16 protein-coding genes are annotated in these 18,775 nt (G+C 42.4%); 7 read left to right on the plus strand and 9 right to left on the minus strand.

What is annotated here, in order from left to right; translation table 11 throughout:
* The 7 genes from NOL38_RS04250 to NOL38_RS04280 all read right to left on the minus strand — a co-directional run.
* Positions 1-1,616, minus strand: a 1,616-nt coding sequence (locus NOL38_RS04250) for a KxYKxGKxW signal peptide domain-containing protein (protein ID WP_277941465.1), incomplete at its 3' end; no start/stop codon positions are given.
* Positions 1,617-1,909: 293 nt separating this feature from the next.
* Positions 1,910-3,934: a surface-anchored 5'-nucleotidase gene (locus NOL38_RS04255; RefSeq protein ID WP_277941466.1), complete on the minus strand. Its 2,025-nt coding sequence runs from the start codon at positions 3,932-3,934 to the stop codon at positions 1,910-1,912.
* 263 nt (positions 3,935-4,197) lie between these two features.
* Positions 4,198-4,803 (minus strand): superoxide dismutase SodA, encoded by a 606-nt coding sequence (sodA, locus tag NOL38_RS04260; RefSeq protein WP_024408471.1) that lies wholly within the window; start codon positions 4,801-4,803, stop codon positions 4,198-4,200.
* Positions 4,804-4,915: 112 nt separating this feature from the next.
* Complete coding sequence (gene holA / locus NOL38_RS04265; protein WP_277941467.1) at positions 4,916-5,947, minus strand: DNA polymerase III subunit delta; 1,032 nt, start codon at positions 5,945-5,947, stop codon at positions 4,916-4,918.
* Between the two features lie 95 nt (positions 5,948-6,042).
* Positions 6,043-8,280 (minus strand): DNA internalization-related competence protein ComEC/Rec2, encoded by a 2,238-nt coding sequence (locus NOL38_RS04270; RefSeq protein ID WP_277941468.1) that lies wholly within the window; start codon positions 8,278-8,280, stop codon positions 6,043-6,045.
* Complete coding sequence (locus tag NOL38_RS04275) at positions 8,264-8,926, minus strand: helix-hairpin-helix domain-containing protein (protein ID WP_277941469.1); 663 nt, start codon at positions 8,924-8,926, stop codon at positions 8,264-8,266. The genes NOL38_RS04270 and NOL38_RS04275 overlap by 17 nt, the downstream gene beginning before the upstream one ends.
* 66 nt (positions 8,927-8,992) lie before the next feature.
* Entirely contained in the window at positions 8,993-9,739 is a 747-nt protein-coding gene (locus NOL38_RS04280) for a lysophospholipid acyltransferase family protein (protein ID WP_277941470.1), read from the minus strand.
* 145 nt (positions 9,740-9,884) lie between these two features.
* On the opposite strand from NOL38_RS04280, the gene NOL38_RS04285 reads away from it, so the two are divergent.
* The 5 genes from NOL38_RS04285 to NOL38_RS04305 all read left to right on the plus strand — a co-directional run bounded on the left by NOL38_RS04285 (position 9,885) and on the right by NOL38_RS04305 (position 15,246).
* Complete coding sequence (locus NOL38_RS04285; RefSeq protein ID WP_277941471.1) at positions 9,885-11,330, plus strand: UDP-N-acetylmuramoyl-L-alanyl-D-glutamate--L-lysine ligase; 1,446 nt, start codon at positions 9,885-9,887, stop codon at positions 11,328-11,330.
* 151 nt (positions 11,331-11,481) lie between these two features.
* Positions 11,482-12,267, plus strand: a complete 786-nt coding sequence (locus NOL38_RS04290) for an ABC transporter ATP-binding protein (protein WP_024385481.1) — start codon at positions 11,482-11,484, stop codon at positions 12,265-12,267.
* Positions 12,268-12,279: 12 nt separating this feature from the next.
* A complete protein-coding gene (locus NOL38_RS04295; protein ID WP_277941472.1) occupies positions 12,280-13,209 on the plus strand; it encodes an ABC transporter substrate-binding protein in 930 nt (309 codons plus the stop codon).
* 13 nt (positions 13,210-13,222) lie between these two features.
* Positions 13,223-14,248, plus strand: coding sequence for a FecCD family ABC transporter permease (locus tag NOL38_RS04300; protein WP_009909658.1), 1,026 nt, complete (start codon positions 13,223-13,225; stop codon positions 14,246-14,248).
* Positions 14,245-15,246, plus strand: coding sequence for a FecCD family ABC transporter permease (locus NOL38_RS04305; RefSeq protein ID WP_024392922.1), 1,002 nt, complete (start codon positions 14,245-14,247; stop codon positions 15,244-15,246). The genes NOL38_RS04300 and NOL38_RS04305 overlap by 4 nt, the downstream gene beginning before the upstream one ends.
* Before the next feature lie 18 nt (positions 15,247-15,264).
* On the opposite strand, the gene NOL38_RS04310 is transcribed toward NOL38_RS04305, so the two are convergent.
* Together NOL38_RS04310 and NOL38_RS04315 are read right to left on the minus strand one after the other, a co-directional pair.
* The gene (locus NOL38_RS04310) at positions 15,265-15,744 is read right to left on the minus strand and encodes a glutathione peroxidase (protein ID WP_277941473.1); all 480 of its coding nucleotides are present in this window, start codon (positions 15,742-15,744) and stop codon (positions 15,265-15,267) included.
* 14 nt (positions 15,745-15,758) lie between these two features.
* The gene (locus NOL38_RS04315) at positions 15,759-16,475 is read right to left on the minus strand and encodes a pseudouridine synthase (RefSeq protein ID WP_277941474.1); all 717 of its coding nucleotides are present in this window, start codon (positions 16,473-16,475) and stop codon (positions 15,759-15,761) included.
* A gap of 138 nt (positions 16,476-16,613) precedes the next feature.
* Here NOL38_RS04315 and NOL38_RS04320 point away from each other — a divergent pair, with 138 nt between their 5' ends.
* A complete protein-coding gene (locus NOL38_RS04320) occupies positions 16,614-17,570 on the plus strand; it encodes a glutathione S-transferase family protein (protein WP_277941475.1) in 957 nt (318 codons plus the stop codon).
* A 73-nt stretch (positions 17,571-17,643) separates the two neighbouring features.
* Positions 17,644-18,750: a low temperature requirement protein A gene (locus NOL38_RS04325; protein WP_277941476.1), complete on the plus strand. Its 1,107-nt coding sequence runs from the start codon at positions 17,644-17,646 to the stop codon at positions 18,748-18,750.
* Positions 18,751-18,775 lie beyond the last annotated feature (25 nt).

Genomic DNA, 18,775 nt, shown 5'->3' on the forward strand with positions numbered 1-18,775 from the left:
CTTACTGACTCAGAGACGGATTCACTAATTGATTCTGATACTGATTCTGAAATTGATTCAGACACAGACTCTGATACTGATTCTGAAATTGATTCAGACACGGATTCTGAAATTGACTCTGATACTGATTCAGATACTGACTCACGAACCGATTCTGACAGCGATTCAACTACCGACTCACGAACTGATTCCGACAAGGATTCAACTACTGACTCACGAACCGATTCTGAAAGCGATTCAACTACCGACTCACGGACTGATTCCGACAAGGATTCAACTACTGACTCACGCACTGATTCTGATACCGATTCGACTACAGACTCGCGCACTGACTCCGAAATAGAGTTTGAAATCGAATCTGAAAGCGACTCTGAATTTGAAATAGATTCTGAAACAGATTCAATAATCGACTCAGAAATAGAGTTTGAAATTGAATTGGAAAGTGATTCTGAAGTAGAGATAGATTTCGACTCACTTTCAGATGCTGAAATACTTTGTGAGATGGAAGTGCTATCTACCTTCGTAACTGAAAGACTAGCTGTAACGATATCTACCTGTCCATCAGGTTTTGTATAATGTGAACCCGTAGAATTATCAATAATCGTGAAATTAAATTGATATGTCCCAGTCAAACCTTTTTCAATAGCTTCAGCAAGAGTTTGTACGTATGTTGACCCAACTCTGATATAGTTTAGTTGGGCACTATAGCCTGATTCAACAATCAATAAATCAGTTACACTAAAGCTTTTCAATTCATCCAATGATTTGGATGTCAGACTAGTATTTAAAGAAGCTTTGGAACCATTAACTGTTGCACGTAAAGCAGTATATGCACTAGATGATACCGTACTTGTAGTTTCATCTTTTTCTATGCGGAATTGAATAACATTCGTCTGTTTTTCAACAACTTCTTTTTCAGCAACACTTGACTGATTCTCGGCCAAGCGATAGCCCGATGGGATTTGTGTTGCTGTTTCGGTCACAGTTGTTTTGGCAATCAGATCTGTAGTAGTTACCATTACTGAACGTGGATATTTTTTAACCACTTTTCCTGTTTCATCTACATATTCAACACGATAAATTATACCAGTAGTTCGGCTGGTCGTACTAGCAGTTTCCGAACTTAGGGCTGATTCACTAACTGATACTGACTCACTTGCGGAAATCGCTTCACTTTCCGAAACAGACTCACTTGTAGAAATTGATTGACTAACCGATTCTGAATTACTTGTTGATTCAGAAATGCTGTACGATTGTGAAGTTGTATCTGAATCAGCACTAACATTGCTCATGCTCACGGTATCTTCATTAACCAACACAGACGTGGTTACTTCGGTTGCCATCACCGTATCCTCTGCAAGGACTTGGTCTACAGAGACCCCACCACCAACTACAGCACTCGCAGCTATCAAACCACGTAATACTTTTGTTGCAGAAACTTGTTGTGGTGCTGGAGATAGTTTCACCTTAGTTTTTTCAGAAGTAGTTTGTTTGCCTAATTGGATAAGTCCAATTTGCGACATCACCGTACGCACCCAATGTTTTCCAGATTTGTGCATCTTTACTCGGCTTTTGCGCGAGACTTCTGTATAATCGTTCCTTTTTTTGCTACTCATGTTAGCTCCCCCATATAACTTCTCCTAAGTTGAATAAACAGCTACGCCTTCATATTCCTATATGTATTTAGCATAGATATTTTAAGACTCAGCATTCCATTTTATCCCAAAATCACCAGTTTGTCAATTGATTATATGTACATCAAATAAGAATATGTTTACATCATATATGTTAATATAGCGTTTTATTTTATGTAAGCATTTATTCAGCATGAATGAAATTAAAAAGCCAGGACAAATCACCCTGACTTTTTGCATATAAATATTAAAAAATCTGTTATATAATCTAAAAATTATTCCCCTTCCTTACGTCTCATTGAGACAGCCATTCCGAGTGAAACCAAGCCACCCAAGCTAATAAGAAGGGAGCCTAGGGCTTCTTGACCAGTATTTGGAAGTGTTTGATTTTCTGATGCTTTTTCAGCTTTCTTATTTGAAATAGGAGCTATACTTCCAGATGGTGCCGGTTGCTCGGTTGCTTTCTGATTTGCTACACTACCGCCACCGTCGTTTGCTTTTTCAGGTGTTTTCGTATCGGTAGTTGTCCCAGCAGTATCTCCTTTTTCTTCTGCTTTTGGTTCTTCTACGTACTCCTCGACAAATGCTTTTCTACCTGTAATAGTTGCACTAATGGTTTGACCTGCTTTTTCTAAATCAGTCAAATACTCAACAAATACTTCTGTATCTGGATTGATAGCGCCAATCAGTTTAGCTTCTTTGAAAATCGAGAAGCCATCCCCACCACCAAATAGGAAGTCATTGATGACTAGTGTATAGGTTTCTGTCGGAACAATCTCCGTTCCATCTTCTTTGAAGGCTTTAACAACCTTGTAAGGATTTTCTTCCGTTGGATTATCTGCTTTCGTGTAAATATATTTAATTCCAGACATTTGAAGGAAATATTTTTCGCCTTCATCGTATTGTTGATTTAAGGCTGTATAAATCTGCTCACCTGTCATTTGAACGACTTGTAGGATATTCCCAAATGGTTGAACAGCTTGTGCTGCTCCCCAAGTTACTGTTCCATCCTCTTGGACCTTCAAATCTGCCCGAATCCCGCCATTGTTGGTCATTGCAAAGTCAACATTATAGCCTGATTTCTTAGCAATAGCTAATTGAGCCGATGTTACTAAATTGCCCACAGCACTTTCTTTAAATTCATTTACCTCGCGTGAAATATCTGTCGCTTGACTAGCCGTACCAATTTTTTGCTCTGTTACTTTTTTAACAATGGTATTTGCTTCGTCTACAATCGCCTGAATTTCTGGACTTGGTGTTTTCTGCCCTGGTGCCACTGCAATAATTTTCGCAGTCGGAACATCTTTAAAGTCGGCAATATCTGTATCATAAACAGCTCTAACATCTGCATAAGCCTTACCTTGTGAGGTAGCTTGTACAATCAAGGTTTTGCCTGTTGTACCGTTTGTATAGACATGGTTGTGACCGGCAAACACAAGGTCAACTGAGTGTTCAGGATAGATTTCATTTAGCTTAGCAATCATATCTGCAGCTTCACCAGCAGCCACACCATCCTTGCTTGTAGCTGGGACGTGAGCCAGTACAACTATCGCATTTACACCCTTTTCAGCTAACTCACGCGCATATTTCGCAATCGTCTCTGCCTCATTCAAAAAAGTGTACTGCTCATAGTTTTTCTTCAAAACAAGATTAGGAATTTCTGTCGTAACTACACCAATAAAGCCAATATTTGCTTCTTTATCATTTACAGGAATAGTCTTAATAGCATACGGTTTCCAGCCATACGGAATTTCACCCGTCTCTTTGTCAATAACGTTAGCGATAACAATCTCCTGTTTGGCTGCTTCATGAGTATAATTATCTACAATCTCATTAAACTGACCTTCTTTTGGAGCTTCACCAGTCATGATACGGTTATACTCATCAAGTCCCTCATCAAATTCATGGTTCCCCAAAGTACCGTATTCAACATCCATTTTGTTAAAGACTTTTACAGTTGGTTCATCTTGTAAAAGTCCAGAATTCGATGGACTTGCACCAACCATATCTCCAGCTTGAACACGGATAGACTCTGCAGGTGTTTCTGTTTCTGCTGCTGTTTCTTCAAATTCTGCTTGCGAATCATCCATGTAAGCATCAAGCAAGGCTGCAGTTCCTGCATTCCGAACTGTTTCCCCCTCCAATCGCGCTGTCCCTGTCGTATCAAGCGCACCATGGAAATCATTAACTCCCATAATTTGAACAGCTAATTCATCTGCTAAAACAGCCTGTGTTGTAATGACACTAAAACCAGCTACAAGAGCTAGTACACTGCTTTTCAACCGAATATTCTTTTTCATAAGCAAATCAATGCTCCTTCTATTTTTTGTCATATTGACATATCTATAATAATCCTTTTCTTACGGCTTTTCAATATTAAATCAGTCATTTATAACAAAAAATTATAAAAATATTCGTTTATTCTTACTTTTACATCATTTTTCTGAAAATATCTTGTTATTTTTATCCATAATACGAAAAATCATCCCTCTTCCCTTACACAATTCTCTCCAAAGTACTCTTCGCAACTAAAAAATCTCTTCCAAACGGAAGAGAACTGTTCTTATTTAGCTGCTTTATAAAGTTCGTTAACCTTGTCCCAGTTGATTACTTCAAAGAAGGCTTTAATGTAGTTTGGACGGACATTGCGGTAGTTGAGGTAATAAGCATGTTCCCAAACATCCAATGCCAAGATTGGTTTCAAACCTTGCATGATTGGTGTGTCTTGGTTAGCAGTTGAGATAACTTCCAACTTACCTTCTTTATTAACAACCAAGAAAGCCCAACCTGAACCGAAACGAGTTGTTGCTGCTGCAGTGAAGGCTTCTTTGAAAGCATCAAATGAACCGAAAGTCGCATCAATATCTGCTGCCAATTCTGCTGAAATTTCTGTTTTTTCAGGTGAAAGCAATTCCCAGAAAAGAGCATGGTTCAAATGACCACCACCGTTGTTGATCAAAGCTTGGCGGATGTCAGCTGGAATTTGGTCAACATTTGAAAGAAGAGCTTCAAGGTCTTCGCCAATTTCAGGATGTTTTTCAAGTGCTGCATTAGCATTTGCAACATAAGTCGCATGGTGCTTATCGTGGTGAAGGGTCATTGTTTCTGCATCAATATGTGGTTCCAAGGCATCGTATGCGTATGGAAGGTCTGGTAAAATAATTGCCATTTTCGTTTTCTCCTATACTAAGTGATAGTTCTATTCTACTCCAATGTGAGAGCCTTTTCAATTTATTTGTCTGAAACCACGGTTGACCCTCGATCTAAGAATACTCTTTTTACTATGCCGTCGCGATTTTTAATAATAGCAAATCAAATAAATAATCCTTATCAAATTGGCCTGTTTTAATTTGAAAATCTGTATCGATTAGGAGCTTGACGACTTTTTTTAAAAATCCAATGGACAGATGGCGTGAATCACGCAAAGCATACTTTACTTGGTAAGGATTCACCTTACGCCCCATAATAGTTGATAACTCAGCTACTATCTGCTGCTCCCCTCGGCCTTGCTCTACTAGTATTTGCACTTGTAGATAGGTTCGAAATTGGGTTAACATGATGGCAATCAACTTAACCTCTTCCTCCCCTTGCAATCGCAAGTCACGAACTAAGTTGCGAGCCTCGTCTACCTTGGCTTGTAGAATTAACTGTGTTAAATCAAAGATATTATCTTGTAGTGTTTTGGGGATAGCCGCATCAATATCTGAAATTTCAATCGTCTCTTTTCCCTTATAAGATTGAAGAAAGGCTAGGTTCTTACTGATTTCTGCAAAATCAAAATTGGACTTTTCTAAAAGATATTGAAAAACCTCTCCTCCCATCTGCAATCCAAGACGCATTATCTCCTTTTGGAAATGATTTTTCAAATCCATCTCCTTCAGAGGATTGGCTTCTAATACTAGTCCATCTCGTTTGAGGAGTTTGACCAGACGACGCTTACTGTCCAACTTACCCGGTGCTAGAATGACCAAACGTGTTGTTTCGACAGGATTTTCCAAATAGGCCTCAAACTGTTTGAGTTCATCATCTGTCAAATGCCGTTTTTTATCTGTCGTTAAATCTGCAAAATAATCAAGAATCACTACTTTTTCATCTGAAAAGAAGGGAAGAGAAACTAGGTCCAAGTCTACCTGATGATAATCAGCCTCCGACATATCAAAATAGGCAAAACCTAAATCTGCCGCATCAAAATCAAGCTTCCTCAGAAGTAAGTCTTTCGCTATTTGGTATTGTCCGATGTCTTCACCGCATAAAACGGTCAGAAGCTCTAATTTCTCTTTTTTTAATTTTTCAATCTGTTCAATTACTGTCATAATCTCTCCGTATTCTTCTCTCCATTATACCACGCAAAAAAGAAAACAGCTACAGTGGGAGTGTACCCTATTCCACCTTGCCTACATTTCAATAGTCACTCCCTCACCGTCTCGATCGTCCACTCCTTCCAACCTCGAAAGCGAATAGCTCCTTGCTGGTCTGTGCGATAGACTTGGATATTCCGGCTGTCAAAGCGGTCCAAAGTTTCCTGGTGGGGGTGTTTGTAACGATTATTTTCTTCAGCTGATACCAGGGCAATCTTGGCTTCGATATGGTCTAGAAATTCAGGATAGGAAGAACCTTTAGATCCGTGGTGACCAGCTTTGAGGACATCGACAGGCAGGTCGGGATAGGATTCTATCAATTCCAACTCCCCCTGCTCCAAGTCCCCTGTAAAGAGGAAATTGGCTTCCAACAAGCGACCGTAAAGAACAACAGAATCATTATTGCCACCGTCGCCTGTCCCGTCTGGATAGAGGACCTCCAGATAGGAGTCAAAAATTGGTAGGCGGTCGCCCACTTTTACCACATGGACAGGCACATTGATTTTTTTCAGAGTTGCTACAAAGTCAGGCACCGTCAGACTTCCTGGCGACACGACAATCCGACCAATTTGCACCTGCTTCGCCACTTCCAGCACATCGCCCACATGGTCCGTATCGGTGTGGGTCAGGACCAAACTATCAATCCTGTCCACGCCCCGACTATGCAGATAGGGAATCAAGGTCCGCTCTGCATTTGCCTGCGAAGACCGCTCCTGCCACGCTTCCTTGGCCGCAAAATCGACCCGACCGCCCACATCAATCAAGACCGTCCGCCCCCGCATATCCCGCAAAAAGATACTGTCCCCCTGCCCAATGTCCACCACCGTCACCTCGTTTTCCAGCGGGTGTTTGGTGATGAAAAATAGCAGAGCGAGGATCAGGCTCAGTCCCAGGAGCCAGTTTTTCTTCCTGTGGAAATCGTAGAGCAAGAAAAGGCTGACCAGCAAAAGCAAGAGGACCAGCTCAGACGGCTTGCCCAGTATCCAAGGCCGCAATCCCAAATCCGCCACCCAGACAATGATTTTCTCCATAAAAACGAAAAATCCGTTGACCCAAGTAATCTTGACGATTGGCGACAAGAGAAAAATAACTGACAAACCTGGCAAAAGCAGGACATCAAAGATAAAGGAAAAGACAAAGGTCAAGAGGATAGACAAGGGCTGAAAGGCATAGAAATAGGTCATAAGCACCGGCAAAATTCCCAGTGAAATACTGAGGCTCTCCACCGCAGCCTTTTTGACCTGCCCCAAGTCTTCAAAATCAAAAACCGTCAGCAAAAAAGCATAGGTAAAGGTCAGGACACCGCCTGCTGTCAGCAGAAATCGGGGCAGAATCAGCAGACAGACAAAGACTGTCACCGCAAAGTTATCCAGCTTCCGCAAACCCATATTACCCAGAATTTTCTGGACCAAGGACCGCACCACTGACACAGAAAAGCCTGTCAAACCAGCATAAACAATGGAAAAGGGAATCTGCAACTTATCTACGGCTTCCTTGGTCAAGCCCAAACGCAGTAAAATCCAGCGAAACTTGTCGATGAAAAATCCAACCTGCATACCAGACAGGGCAAAGAGATGAATGATTCCTAGACTAGAATAGAGGTCACTCATCTGGTCAAAATCACTATCCAGCTCCCCAAACAAAAGCCCTGTCATGTAGTGGCTCATGGGTGCTGTAAAATTGGTTTTGATATAGACCAAGGCCTGTCTCCGCCAGCTAGACAGCCAGTCAAAAACATTCAAAGACTGGACAGGGACAATCTTCTTAATCGCCGTTAGCTTGACAGTCCGATAGATGCCCTGTGTTTTCAGATAGCTCTGATAGTCAAAGCCCTTGAAATTCCGCTGACCAGCTGGCAGGCTGACCTCTGCTTCCACTTCTAGCTGGACCAGGTCTATCAGCTTTTGAAAATAGGCCTGCTCCTCCTGACTGGCTAATTTATAGAACACCTGATAGGTTTGTCCGTCAGCCCGACCGCGAAAGGACAGACTGTCCCCGTTGATGTCAATGGTATCTGGAATGACCTGCACAGTTGTCACTTGCTCTGGGGCTGACTGGTCTGACCGCTCCCATTGGACCTTTTGGCATCCGAAAAAGAGACCACACAGGGCTAGAAGCGGCAGCGTTTTGATAAAAACTGTCTTACCTTGCCGAACACCAAAGACAACTAGTAACAGACTCAGCAGGCCCATTGTCAAGAGGGAAAAAGAGTGGACTGCAAAGTAGGCCGCCACCGCCAAAAGAGCCAAGTGGATAGGCTGGCAGGGGAGCTTAGTCAACCGTGACATAAGGCCGGATGCTTTCCATAGTCTTGTCGCCGATGCCCGACACATTGTTGAGGTCATCCACCGACTTGAAACCGCCGTTGGCCTTACGATAGGCGATAATGTCCGCCGCCCGCTTGGCACCGATACCCGAAATGGTCTGCAAGTCAGCCTCGGTCGCCGTATTGAGATTGACTAGACTGGTGTTTTTTTCTTCTTGGGACATAGCAGAGCTGGTAGTCGTGCTGGCCACCACCGATATATTTTCATCTTTGCTGGCCACATAGACGACCGCTTCGTCGCTGAGCTTCTGAGCCAGATTGATAGACTTAGGGTCTGCCTGACTGGTCAAGCCGCCAGCTGCTTCAACTGCATCATTGACACGCGCACCAGCTTCTAAAGTGTAGAGCCCTGGTTTTGCTACTGCTCCTTTGACATCAACGACCAGCTGGCTGGGTTCCTCACTTACTTCTGTACTGTTTTCCTCGACCAAGTCAGAGCTGCTAGAAGTTTGTTCGGTCTGTGGAAAGTCTGTCAGTCCTGTCTGGTCAGACTTGGCTGGTTGGCTGAATATTAAGAACGTCGCCATTAGCAAGCCAGCCACTGCGGGCAGAGCAATTTGCCACTTGTATTCTTTAAGCATTTCTATATAAGTTTTAATCGTATCCATAAATTACCTCCACCTATATAGTTCGTAAAAAATACAAAAAACCCGCAAGCTGCGAGTTTCATTTACTTATTTTTTATCCAACTGAGTACTTGGTTGCCAGAAGAAGCTGGCAATATAGCTAAAGGCATAGGTCAATCCCAAGATAAGAGCAACCAGCAAAAGAACTGGGATACGATAGATATAAGTCAAGATATTTGGTTTTTTCTTGGTTTGGAAAGATGCCGCATGGTCATCTAAGCGGTTGAACTCAGCCTCAATTCGGCTAGTTACTTCTGCTGTACCTGCATCATCCATACGCTTGATGTCCGAAACATCGATAGGATTTCCAAAAGCCACATCGATTCGCTCACCAGCTAAGAGCCCTTTGATAGTCATGGGACCCACATAGGTTGCTGGCATGAGTTTGACCTTGGCTGACTTGGCAATGACCGCCACACCACCTTTGAGCTCAGATGAATGACGACTTCCAGAAGGAAACATGACCAGCGAACGGTCACTTTTTTTCAACATGTTAACTGGATACTTGATGGCTGCCATGCCAGGATTGTCACGGTCAATTGGAAAGGCACCACATTTTGAAATCCACCAACCAAAACCGCGGTCCTTAAACAATTCTTTTTTAGCCATAAAGATGAACTGCTTGGGAGCAGCTGCGTAGCCAAGAAAGACTGGATCCCAGAAGGTTTTGTGCGGAGCGATAAGAATATAATTTTCCTCCTGTGGCAAAATCTTCTCTCTATCATGATAGTGAATATTGCCATTGATGGCCCACAACAAGAATGTTAATAGTGTTCGTAGATAAGAATAAAACATAAACTTCTCCTTTTTCAATCCCTCCTATTATAGCACAAATTTACTCTAGGACGAAGTGTCATATACATACATTTTTACAATCAAAAAGTCTATATTTACAAAGTCCCGACTTGTAAAAACCACTAGATAGGTTTACAATAGAAACATGATAACAATTGAACGTGTATTAGAAATATTGAAGGCGGATGTTAACTTCTGCCATATCAAACAGAATGACCAGACTGACAGCACATGGACGGATGTCCAGTTTGACGCTCTCAGCTATGACAGCCGGACTGTTAGCCCAACGACCCTCTTTTTTGCCAAGGGTTTGGCCTTTAAGAAGGAATTTCTGGAAAAGGCTATCGAGGTTGGGCTGGCTTTTTACGTGTCTGAAATCGACTATGAGGTCGGCATTCCTGCTATCATCGTCCACGACATCAAGCAGGCTATGAGCCTGATTGCCATGGAATTTCATGGTCGTCCCCAGAAACAGCTCAAACTCCTGGCCTTCACCGGCACCAAGGGTAAGACAACGGCGGCTTATTTTGCTTTTAACATCCTTAAACAGAGCAAGAAACCTGCCATGCTTTCGACCATGAACACCACACTGGACGGTGAGACTTTCTTTAAGTCTGCCCTGACCACGCCCGAAAGTCTGGACCTCTTTGCTATGATGGCGGAGGCGGTCCAAAACGGCATGACCCACTTGATTATGGAGGTGTCCAGCCAGGCCTATCTGGTCAAGCGGGTTTACGGGCTGACCTTTGATGTCGGCGTCTTCCTCAACATCAGCCCCGACCATATTGGTCCCATTGAGCACCCGACTTTTGAGGACTACTTCTACCATAAGCGTCTTTTGATGGACAATAGCAGAGCGGTTATTGTCAATGCTGGAATGGACCATTTTGAAGTCGTGAAAAAGCAAGTCAGCTCAAAGGACCATGACTTTTATGGGCCGACTTCTAAAAACCAGATTAGCCAATCAGCAGGTTTTGACTTCACAGCGACTGGCAAATTGGCTGGCCATTACGACATCCAGCTGATTGGTGGCTTCAACCAAGAAAATGCCATCGCAGCAGGACTGGCCTGTCTCCGTTTGGGAGCAAGTCTGGAAGATATTCACACAGGGATTGCCCAAACCAATGTCCCTGGTCGTATGGAAGTCCTGACCCAGCAAAACGGTGCCAAGGTATTCGTGGACTATGCCCATAACGGCGATAGTGTCAAGAAGCTGATTGATGTCGTCTTAGAGCACCAGACTGGCAAGGTGTTTTTGATTTTGGGAGCTCCTGGTAACAAGGGAGAAAGTCGCCGCAAAGACTTCGGTCTTCTGCTCAATGACTATCCACAGGTTGAGGTGATTCTGACAGCTGATGACCCCAACCGTGAAGATCCGGCTGCTATTGCTGAACAAATCCGTGCCCACATGACCCGTCCAAGCAACTTTATCTTGGACCGGGAAGAAGCTATCCGTACCGCTATGAGCCAGACAACTTCTTCTCGGGACGCGGTCATCATCGCAGGCAAAGGAGCTGACGCCTACCAGATTGTAAACAGCGAAAAGGCCACCTATGACGGTGACATCGAAGTAGCAAAACGCTATCTATAGCGAAGTATCCTTGTCCTTAGGACAGGGATTTTTTATAACCATTCTTATCAAATTAAAATTTTCAGAAAACTCTTTGTTTTGATAAGTTTTTTTGATATAATACTGGTCGGAACAAATTATTAATAAATCATATTCTGGAAAGGAGGAGTTTGTGTCTTCGATTCAAGCGGAAAATATCCAAGTCTCTTACGACAATCGGATTATTATTGATGAATTATCAACAAGTATTCCAAAAGGAAATATAACTACGATCATTGGTGCCAATGGCTGTGGAAAATCGACCTTGCTTAAGGCATTGACAAGGATTATTCCTGTTCAAGAAGGGGCTATCTATTTAGATGGACAAGCCATTTCACAACTACCAACCAAAGAAGTTGCAAAAAAATTGGCCCTGCTCCCTCAGGTCTTAGAAGCGACAGAAGGGATTTCCGTCTATGAACTGGTCTCCTATGGTCGCTTTCCGCATCAAAATGGACTGGGGCATCTCACTGATCAGGATAGAGAGAAAATCAACTGGGCCTTGGAAGTCACCCAGACCGCTCCCTACGCTAGGTTACCAGTTGATGATTTATCAGGTGGTCAGAGGCAACGGGTTTGGATTGCGATGGCACTTGCCCAAGATACGGATACCATTTTCTTAGATGAACCAACAACCTATCTTGATCTCAATCATCAATTGGAAGTCTTAGAACTTTTAAAAGAACTGAATCAAAGTCGACAGAAAACCATTGTGATGGTCCTTCACGATGTCAATTTATCAGCTCGATTTTCAGATTATATGATTGCCATGAAAGAGGGAGATATTCGCTACCATGGGTCTGTGTCCAATATGATGACAACTGAGATACTGAGGGACATTTTTAGCATTGAACCTCAATTGATGCAGGTTGCTGGTCAAGATTACCCTATTTTGCTAACTTACGATTTAAAAAAATAATAAGGAGAAAAAATGAAAAAGTTTTTAGCTATTTTTAGTTTATTTGTTGGGCTGGTTTTCTTAACAGCTTGTTCTACCTCTTCCTCTTCAACAGACGTAGAACTGTCTAGCATGCCAAAGATTGAAGGCATTACTTACCACGGTGACATTCCAAAAAATCCTAAAAAAGTTGTCAACTTTGCTTACTCTTACACAGGCTATCTCTTACAATTAGGAATTGATGTATCTAGCTATAGTCTAGATTTAGAGAAAAATAGTCCCGTCTTTGGAGACAAATTAAAGGATGTTCCACAATTGACAACGGCAGATACAGAAGCGATTGCCGCACAAAATCCAGATGTCATTCTAGTATTTGCTGGTGATGATAACTTAGAAACACTGAAAGAAATTGCTCCAGTTATTGAAATCACTTATGGAAAGAGTGACTACTTGAAAATGCTGACAGATATTGGTCAGATTTTTGGAAGAGAAAAGGAAGCACAAGCCTGGTTAGATCAATGGGATAAGAAAGTTGCTACTGCGAAAGAGGAATTGAAAGGATTGATTGATACAAGTTCAACATTTACCGTCATGGACTTCTTCGATAAGAACATCTTCCTTTACGGTAATAACTTTGGTCGTGGTGGAGAATTAATCTATCGCGCTCTCGGTTTTGCCGCTCCTGCAAAGGTTCAAGAAGACATCATCAATAAAGAAGGCTGGTTTGGGGTATCTCAAGAAGCTCTTCCAGAATATGTTGGCGACTATGTCCTTGTTAACGTCAATGATAAAACAAAAGAAGCAGCTGCCGCTCTCAAAGAAAGTGATATTTGGAAAAATCTACCTGCTGTAAAGAATGGTCACGTCATCGAGATAGACTATAACCTCTTCTACTTCTCCGATCCGATGTCTTTAGATTTACAAATTGACGCCTTTGTCTCAGAAATTCAAAAACTTCAGTAAAAGGACTGGATATATGAACAAACTAGTAAGTTCTCGTTATCCCAAAACAAAGCCAAAGAATATTTGGCTTGTTTTTTTCATCATCTGTCTTTCATTCATAGCTGGAGTCTATCTTAGTTTACGCTTTGGAGCTATTTCTTATAGCCACCAACAACTGATAGAAACCCTAAAGCATCCACTGACAGATTCTTCCGCTCAGGATGTTATCATCGATTTGCGCTTGCCTAGAATGGTAGCCGCCATCTTGGTGGGAGCTGCCATGGCCCAAGCTGGGGCAATGATGCAAGGAATTACACGTAATCCGATTGCCGATCCTGGCTTATTAGGAATCAATGCTGGAGCAGGACTTGCTCTCATTGTTGCCTATGCTCTATTCGGTGGTTTGCACTACAGTCAAATTTTATTAATATGTTTACTGGGCTCCTGTCTGGCAGCCGGTCTAGTCTTTGGTCTAGCTTATCAGGTCCAAAAAGGCTACAATCAACTACGTTTAATTTTATCTGGCGCCATGGTAGCAAGTCTATTTTCTGCTATTGGTCAGGCTATTACTATCTACTTTGATTTATCAACTGCAGTGATTGGCTGGCAAGCAGGGGGATTGGTACAGGTAAACTGGAAGATGCTGGCCATCATTGCTCCTCTTATCATCATCGGCCTTATCCTTGCTCAACTCTTTTCGCATCAGCTGACCATCCTGAGTCTTAACGAAACCGTTGCTAAAAATCTAGGTCAACGAACCTTACTGATGACCTTGGTTTTGTTGGGAATTGTCCTTCTACTCTCAGCTTCTGCGGTAGCTCTTGTGGGCTCGCTTTCTTTTATCGGGCTCATTATTCCTCACTTTATCCGCATGTTTACAGGGAAAAATTACAAGCTACTCTTGCCATTAACTGCCTTTGCAGGGGCTAGTTTCCTCATCTGGGTAGATTTGGTTTGCCGTTCTATCAATCCACCTGTTGAAACTCCCATTAGCGCAGTCATCAGTATCATTGGTCTCCCTTGCTTCCTATGGTTGATTAGAAAGGAGAAACACTTTTGATAAGACATCACAACTATCTAAAAATATTCACATTCCTGCTAATCCTTTTATTTGTCATTTTCCTACTTTCCTTATCTATCGGCTATAGCAATTCATCCTTTTCAGATCTCATCGACATCATGAGTGGGCGTGCCAGTTCATCGACTCTACTGATCATTGGGCGAATTCGCTTACCTAGAATAATCGCCTCCATTATCGGAGGGGCTTCTCTGGCTTTGGCGGGTTTGTTGCTACAAACTTTGACCCGCAATCCTCTGGCAGATTCTGGAATATTAGGAATCAATGCAGGAGCTGGTCTTGTTGTGGCACTATTTGTCGGTCTCTCTTCAAAAATCAGCCCTGTCTTATTGAGTCTCATGCCTCTATTTGCTATGATGGGCGGTGGATTAACCATTTTTCTAGTTTACTGGATTGCACGTAAGAAGCTGTACGGCATCCATCCTGCACGCTTAATTATCACGGGAGTTGGAATTTCGAGCATGCTGTCTGGTATCATGGTCAGCATCATCAGCCAATTAGATGACTTTAAGATGGAATACATTGTCCAGTGGCTCAGCGGTCGAGTAAATGGTGGAGATTGGAAAACTATCGTAATCTATACTCCTCTTCTTCTATTGGTGTGGATGGCAACGTTTAGTCGAAGTCGCTCACTCAATATTATGAATCTAAACGACCAGACAGCCATGGCTTTGGGACTCCACTTACAGCGTGAAAGGCGGATTACCTTGGTATTGGCTACCGCCCTAGCCTCTCTTAGTGTCATTTTAGTTGGTAATATCACCTTCGTTGGTCTCATTGCTGGTCACATTGTGCGCAAATGGTTAGGAAATGACCATCGTGTCATCATTCCAGCTACTATGATAATAGGAAGCTTCATTCTACTTCTAGCGGATACCATAGGACGAGTACTACTTGTCGGAACAGGCATCCCAACCGGCATTATCGTCTCCCTTATCGGCGCTCCCTATTTTCTGTGGTTACTAAAACAAGAAGGCTAGATGACTCCAGCCTTCTTGTTATTTTTCTAGGTAAAGTTCAATATCCTCTTTAAGTTTTAATGGACTAGTTGTTGGTAAATATCGTTTGACCACACGCCCTTGTCTATCCACCAAAAACTTGGTAAAATTCCACTCAATTCGACCTCCTAATAAGGTCGATTTTTCTTTCTTAAGATAGTGATATAGCGGACTAGCTCCTACACCGTTTACTTCAATTTTTGCAAAGCGAGGAAAGGTTGTTCCATAAGTCAAACTACAGGTCTGATTGATTTCTTCAGCAGAACCAGGAGCCTGATTTAAAAATTGATTGCAAGGGAAATCGAGCACTACAAAACCGTTGTCTTTATAGCTATCATATAGTTCCTGTAGTTCCTTGTATTGTGGTGCCAATCCACAACCAGGTGCAGTATTGACAATCAAAAGCACCTGCCCTTGATACTCAGCCATGGACTGGGCTGTGCCATCTTGTTTTTGAACTGTAATTTCATAAATGCTCATTATCATTTCCTCCTCTAGTCAAAATAAGTGAATAAATGATCCAATTCATTTGGTGTGAGTTGTCTGTATGCACCTCGTTCCAAATCCCCCTGCTCAAAACCTCCAAAGGAAATCCGCTTGAGATAAGTGACCTTGAGACCATAGGCTAGAAACATTTTCTTAACCTGATGAAACTTACCTTCTGCCAGCTTGATAGTCGCTCTGCTATGGTCCAAAGAAGCCTCCAAGACAGTCAAATCTGCGGGTTGGCAACGAATGCCGTCCAAAAAGGTAACGCCTGAGGCAAAAAATGTCGGGGCATCCAGACCCAAGGGGCCGTTGACCTCCACATAGTAGACCTTGTCCACATGGTGACTGGGGTGGAGCATGCGGTAACCGAGTGGCCCGTTGTTGGTGATGAGGACTAGACCTTCGGTATCCCTGTCTAAGCGACCAACTGGATAGAGTCCTTCCCTACGGTCTTGAGGAGCAATCAGGTCAATGACAGTTTGGTGGTCTTTGTCGGTCACTGCCGACACTACTCCTCTTGGCTTATGGAGCAGATAATATACCGAGCCTTCTAGCTTGATTGTTCGCCCTGCCACCTGAATATCTTGTAATTCAGGGTCAACAATCTGGCTTAGGCTTTGAGCTGCTTGTCCGTTAATCTTGATTTGCTGGGCTTTGAAAAGTTTTTTAACTTGCTTACGCGAGCCAACTTTAGCTTTCTCTAAACATTTGTCTAATCTCATGGGACTATTGTATCACAAATCATATAGCTTGACTCTTTTTGAAAAAAGTTTATAATACTAGTTAGTGATATATTTTTTTACAAAGGAAATCCAATCATCCTATTGGATTTCCCATTTTTTCAGTAAGGGAGAAAATTCATGGGACTGTTACAAGATGGCAAATGGGTGGATCAATGGTATGACACCAAGTCAACAGGCGGTAAATTTGTCCGTACTGTCACACAATTTCGCAACTGGATTACGCCAGACGGACAGGCAGGCCCAACAGGAGAGGGCGGTTTCAAGGCTGAGTCTGGTCGCTACCACCTCTATATTTCTCTGGCTTGTCCTTGGGCTAGTCGGACCTTGATTATGCGAAAATTAAAGGGCTTGGAAGACCATATTTCCTTGTCTGTCGTTCATCCCCTCATGTTAGAAAATGGCTGGACATTTGAAGATGGTCCTGGTGTTATCAAGGATACCCTCTTTAACAGCGATTATCTCTATCAGGTCTATTTGAAGGCTAACCCAACTTACTCTGGTCGGGTGACCGTGCCTGTCTTGTGGGATAAGAAAACCAATACCATCGTCAGCAATGAATCGGCTGAAATCATGCGCATGTTTAACTCTGCTTTTAATGATATTACTGGAAATTACGATGACTATTATCCAGCAAATCTGCAAGCCGAGATTGATGCCATGAATGACTTTGTCTATCCAAACATCAATAATGGCGTTTACAAGGCAGGTTTTTCAACCAATCAGAAAGTCTATGAAAAAGAAGTCAAAAATCTCTTTGCTGCCTTGGATAAACTAGAAGAGCATTTAGCTGATAAGAACTATCTGGTTGGCAACCAGCTGACAGAGGCTGACCTGCGTCTCTTTACCACCTTGGTACGTTTTGACCCTGTTTACTTTGGACATTTCAAGTGCAATATTAAAGCTTTGGTGGACTATCCAAACTTGTGGAATTACACCAAGCGGATTTACAACCACTCTGGTATTGCGGAGACGGTTGACTTTGACCATATCAAACAGCACTACTACGGTAGCCACAAAACCATTAACCCAACAGGTATTGTCCCAGTCGGACCTGACTTGGACTGGACACTGTAAGAAATAAAGGGAGATGACAGCCTCCCTTTTCGTATGGTATAATAGTTCAGATTTTTTTAAAAAGGAGATTTTTATGTCTGAAATTAAGGCAAAACGTGTATCCAATTACGAATTGTTTTATGATTTGGTCTTTGTTCTAGCCACTTCATCACTGACTGGACTTTTGCACGGTGACCATATCGGTCTCAGGGAAATTCTAACTTTTATCACCGCCAACCTGATTATTATGACCTTGTGGATTAATGAGACGATTTACCTCAACAAATATGGTGAGCGAGATTTACTGGATATTTTCACTATCATCGCTTCTATGTTTGTAGTGGGACAACTGTCTCTAACCTTTAGTCATGATTTTGAAGCGACAGCCCTGCCCTTTACTATCTTTTTGACTCTGTCTTATCTGCTGATTTGCTTGCAGTACTACCTTCGGGGCCGGAAAATCGGTTTTACGGCAGATATAAAACATAGTCTCTATATGTTTGGGATTTATGTGCTGGTATTTTTCTTGGCTTTGGTAGCTATTTACTTCAATTTCTGGAGCTATGATGAAAAGAGTCTCTTAATTTTTTATCTTCCATTTTTCATTTCCTATTTTTTCAAAGACAAACTCAGCCATGATGTGATGAACTTTCCTCATATCGTAGAACGCTGCCAGTTGATTACGATCATTACCTTTGGTGAGACGGTCATTGCAATTTTGAAAAATTATCCGATTCAGACGCATCTGTTCGACAGTGTTATATTGTTCTTGGCAATGGCTTTCTCCTTTATGTTTTACATTTCGCAAACCTATCTCAATATCAACCACCATCAAAAGACAAATGTAGCCACCTTACTCTATGCCCATATGGTACTGGTTTTGGGTCTCAACTTCTTCACAGTCTCTGTGGAGGTCTTGCCTGGTGAGCATGCTAGTTTGGGCTTGCCTTTCCTCCTCATTGGTTACTTCCTCTACTTTATAGGAATCCTGATGACCAGTCGCTACAACCAGGACCTTTATCAACTAGATAAGATGGTTTGGCTTCAATATGCTATTGTAGTATTCACTACCATCATTCTTCTGATAGTGTTTCACCACCATCTAACCTTGATTGCTGCTATTCTCGTTGCTAGTTCATTTATGATGCTGGTCATCTCTTTCCGCCACCGCAATCGTGTAGAAGCTGACCTTGAATCCTAAAAAAACCGACTACCAAAAATGGTAG

Origin of the sequence: Streptococcus suis, assembly GCF_029616525.1 — a bacterium.
GTDB classification, from domain to species: Bacteria; Bacillota; Bacilli; order Lactobacillales; family Streptococcaceae; genus Streptococcus; species Streptococcus suis_AF.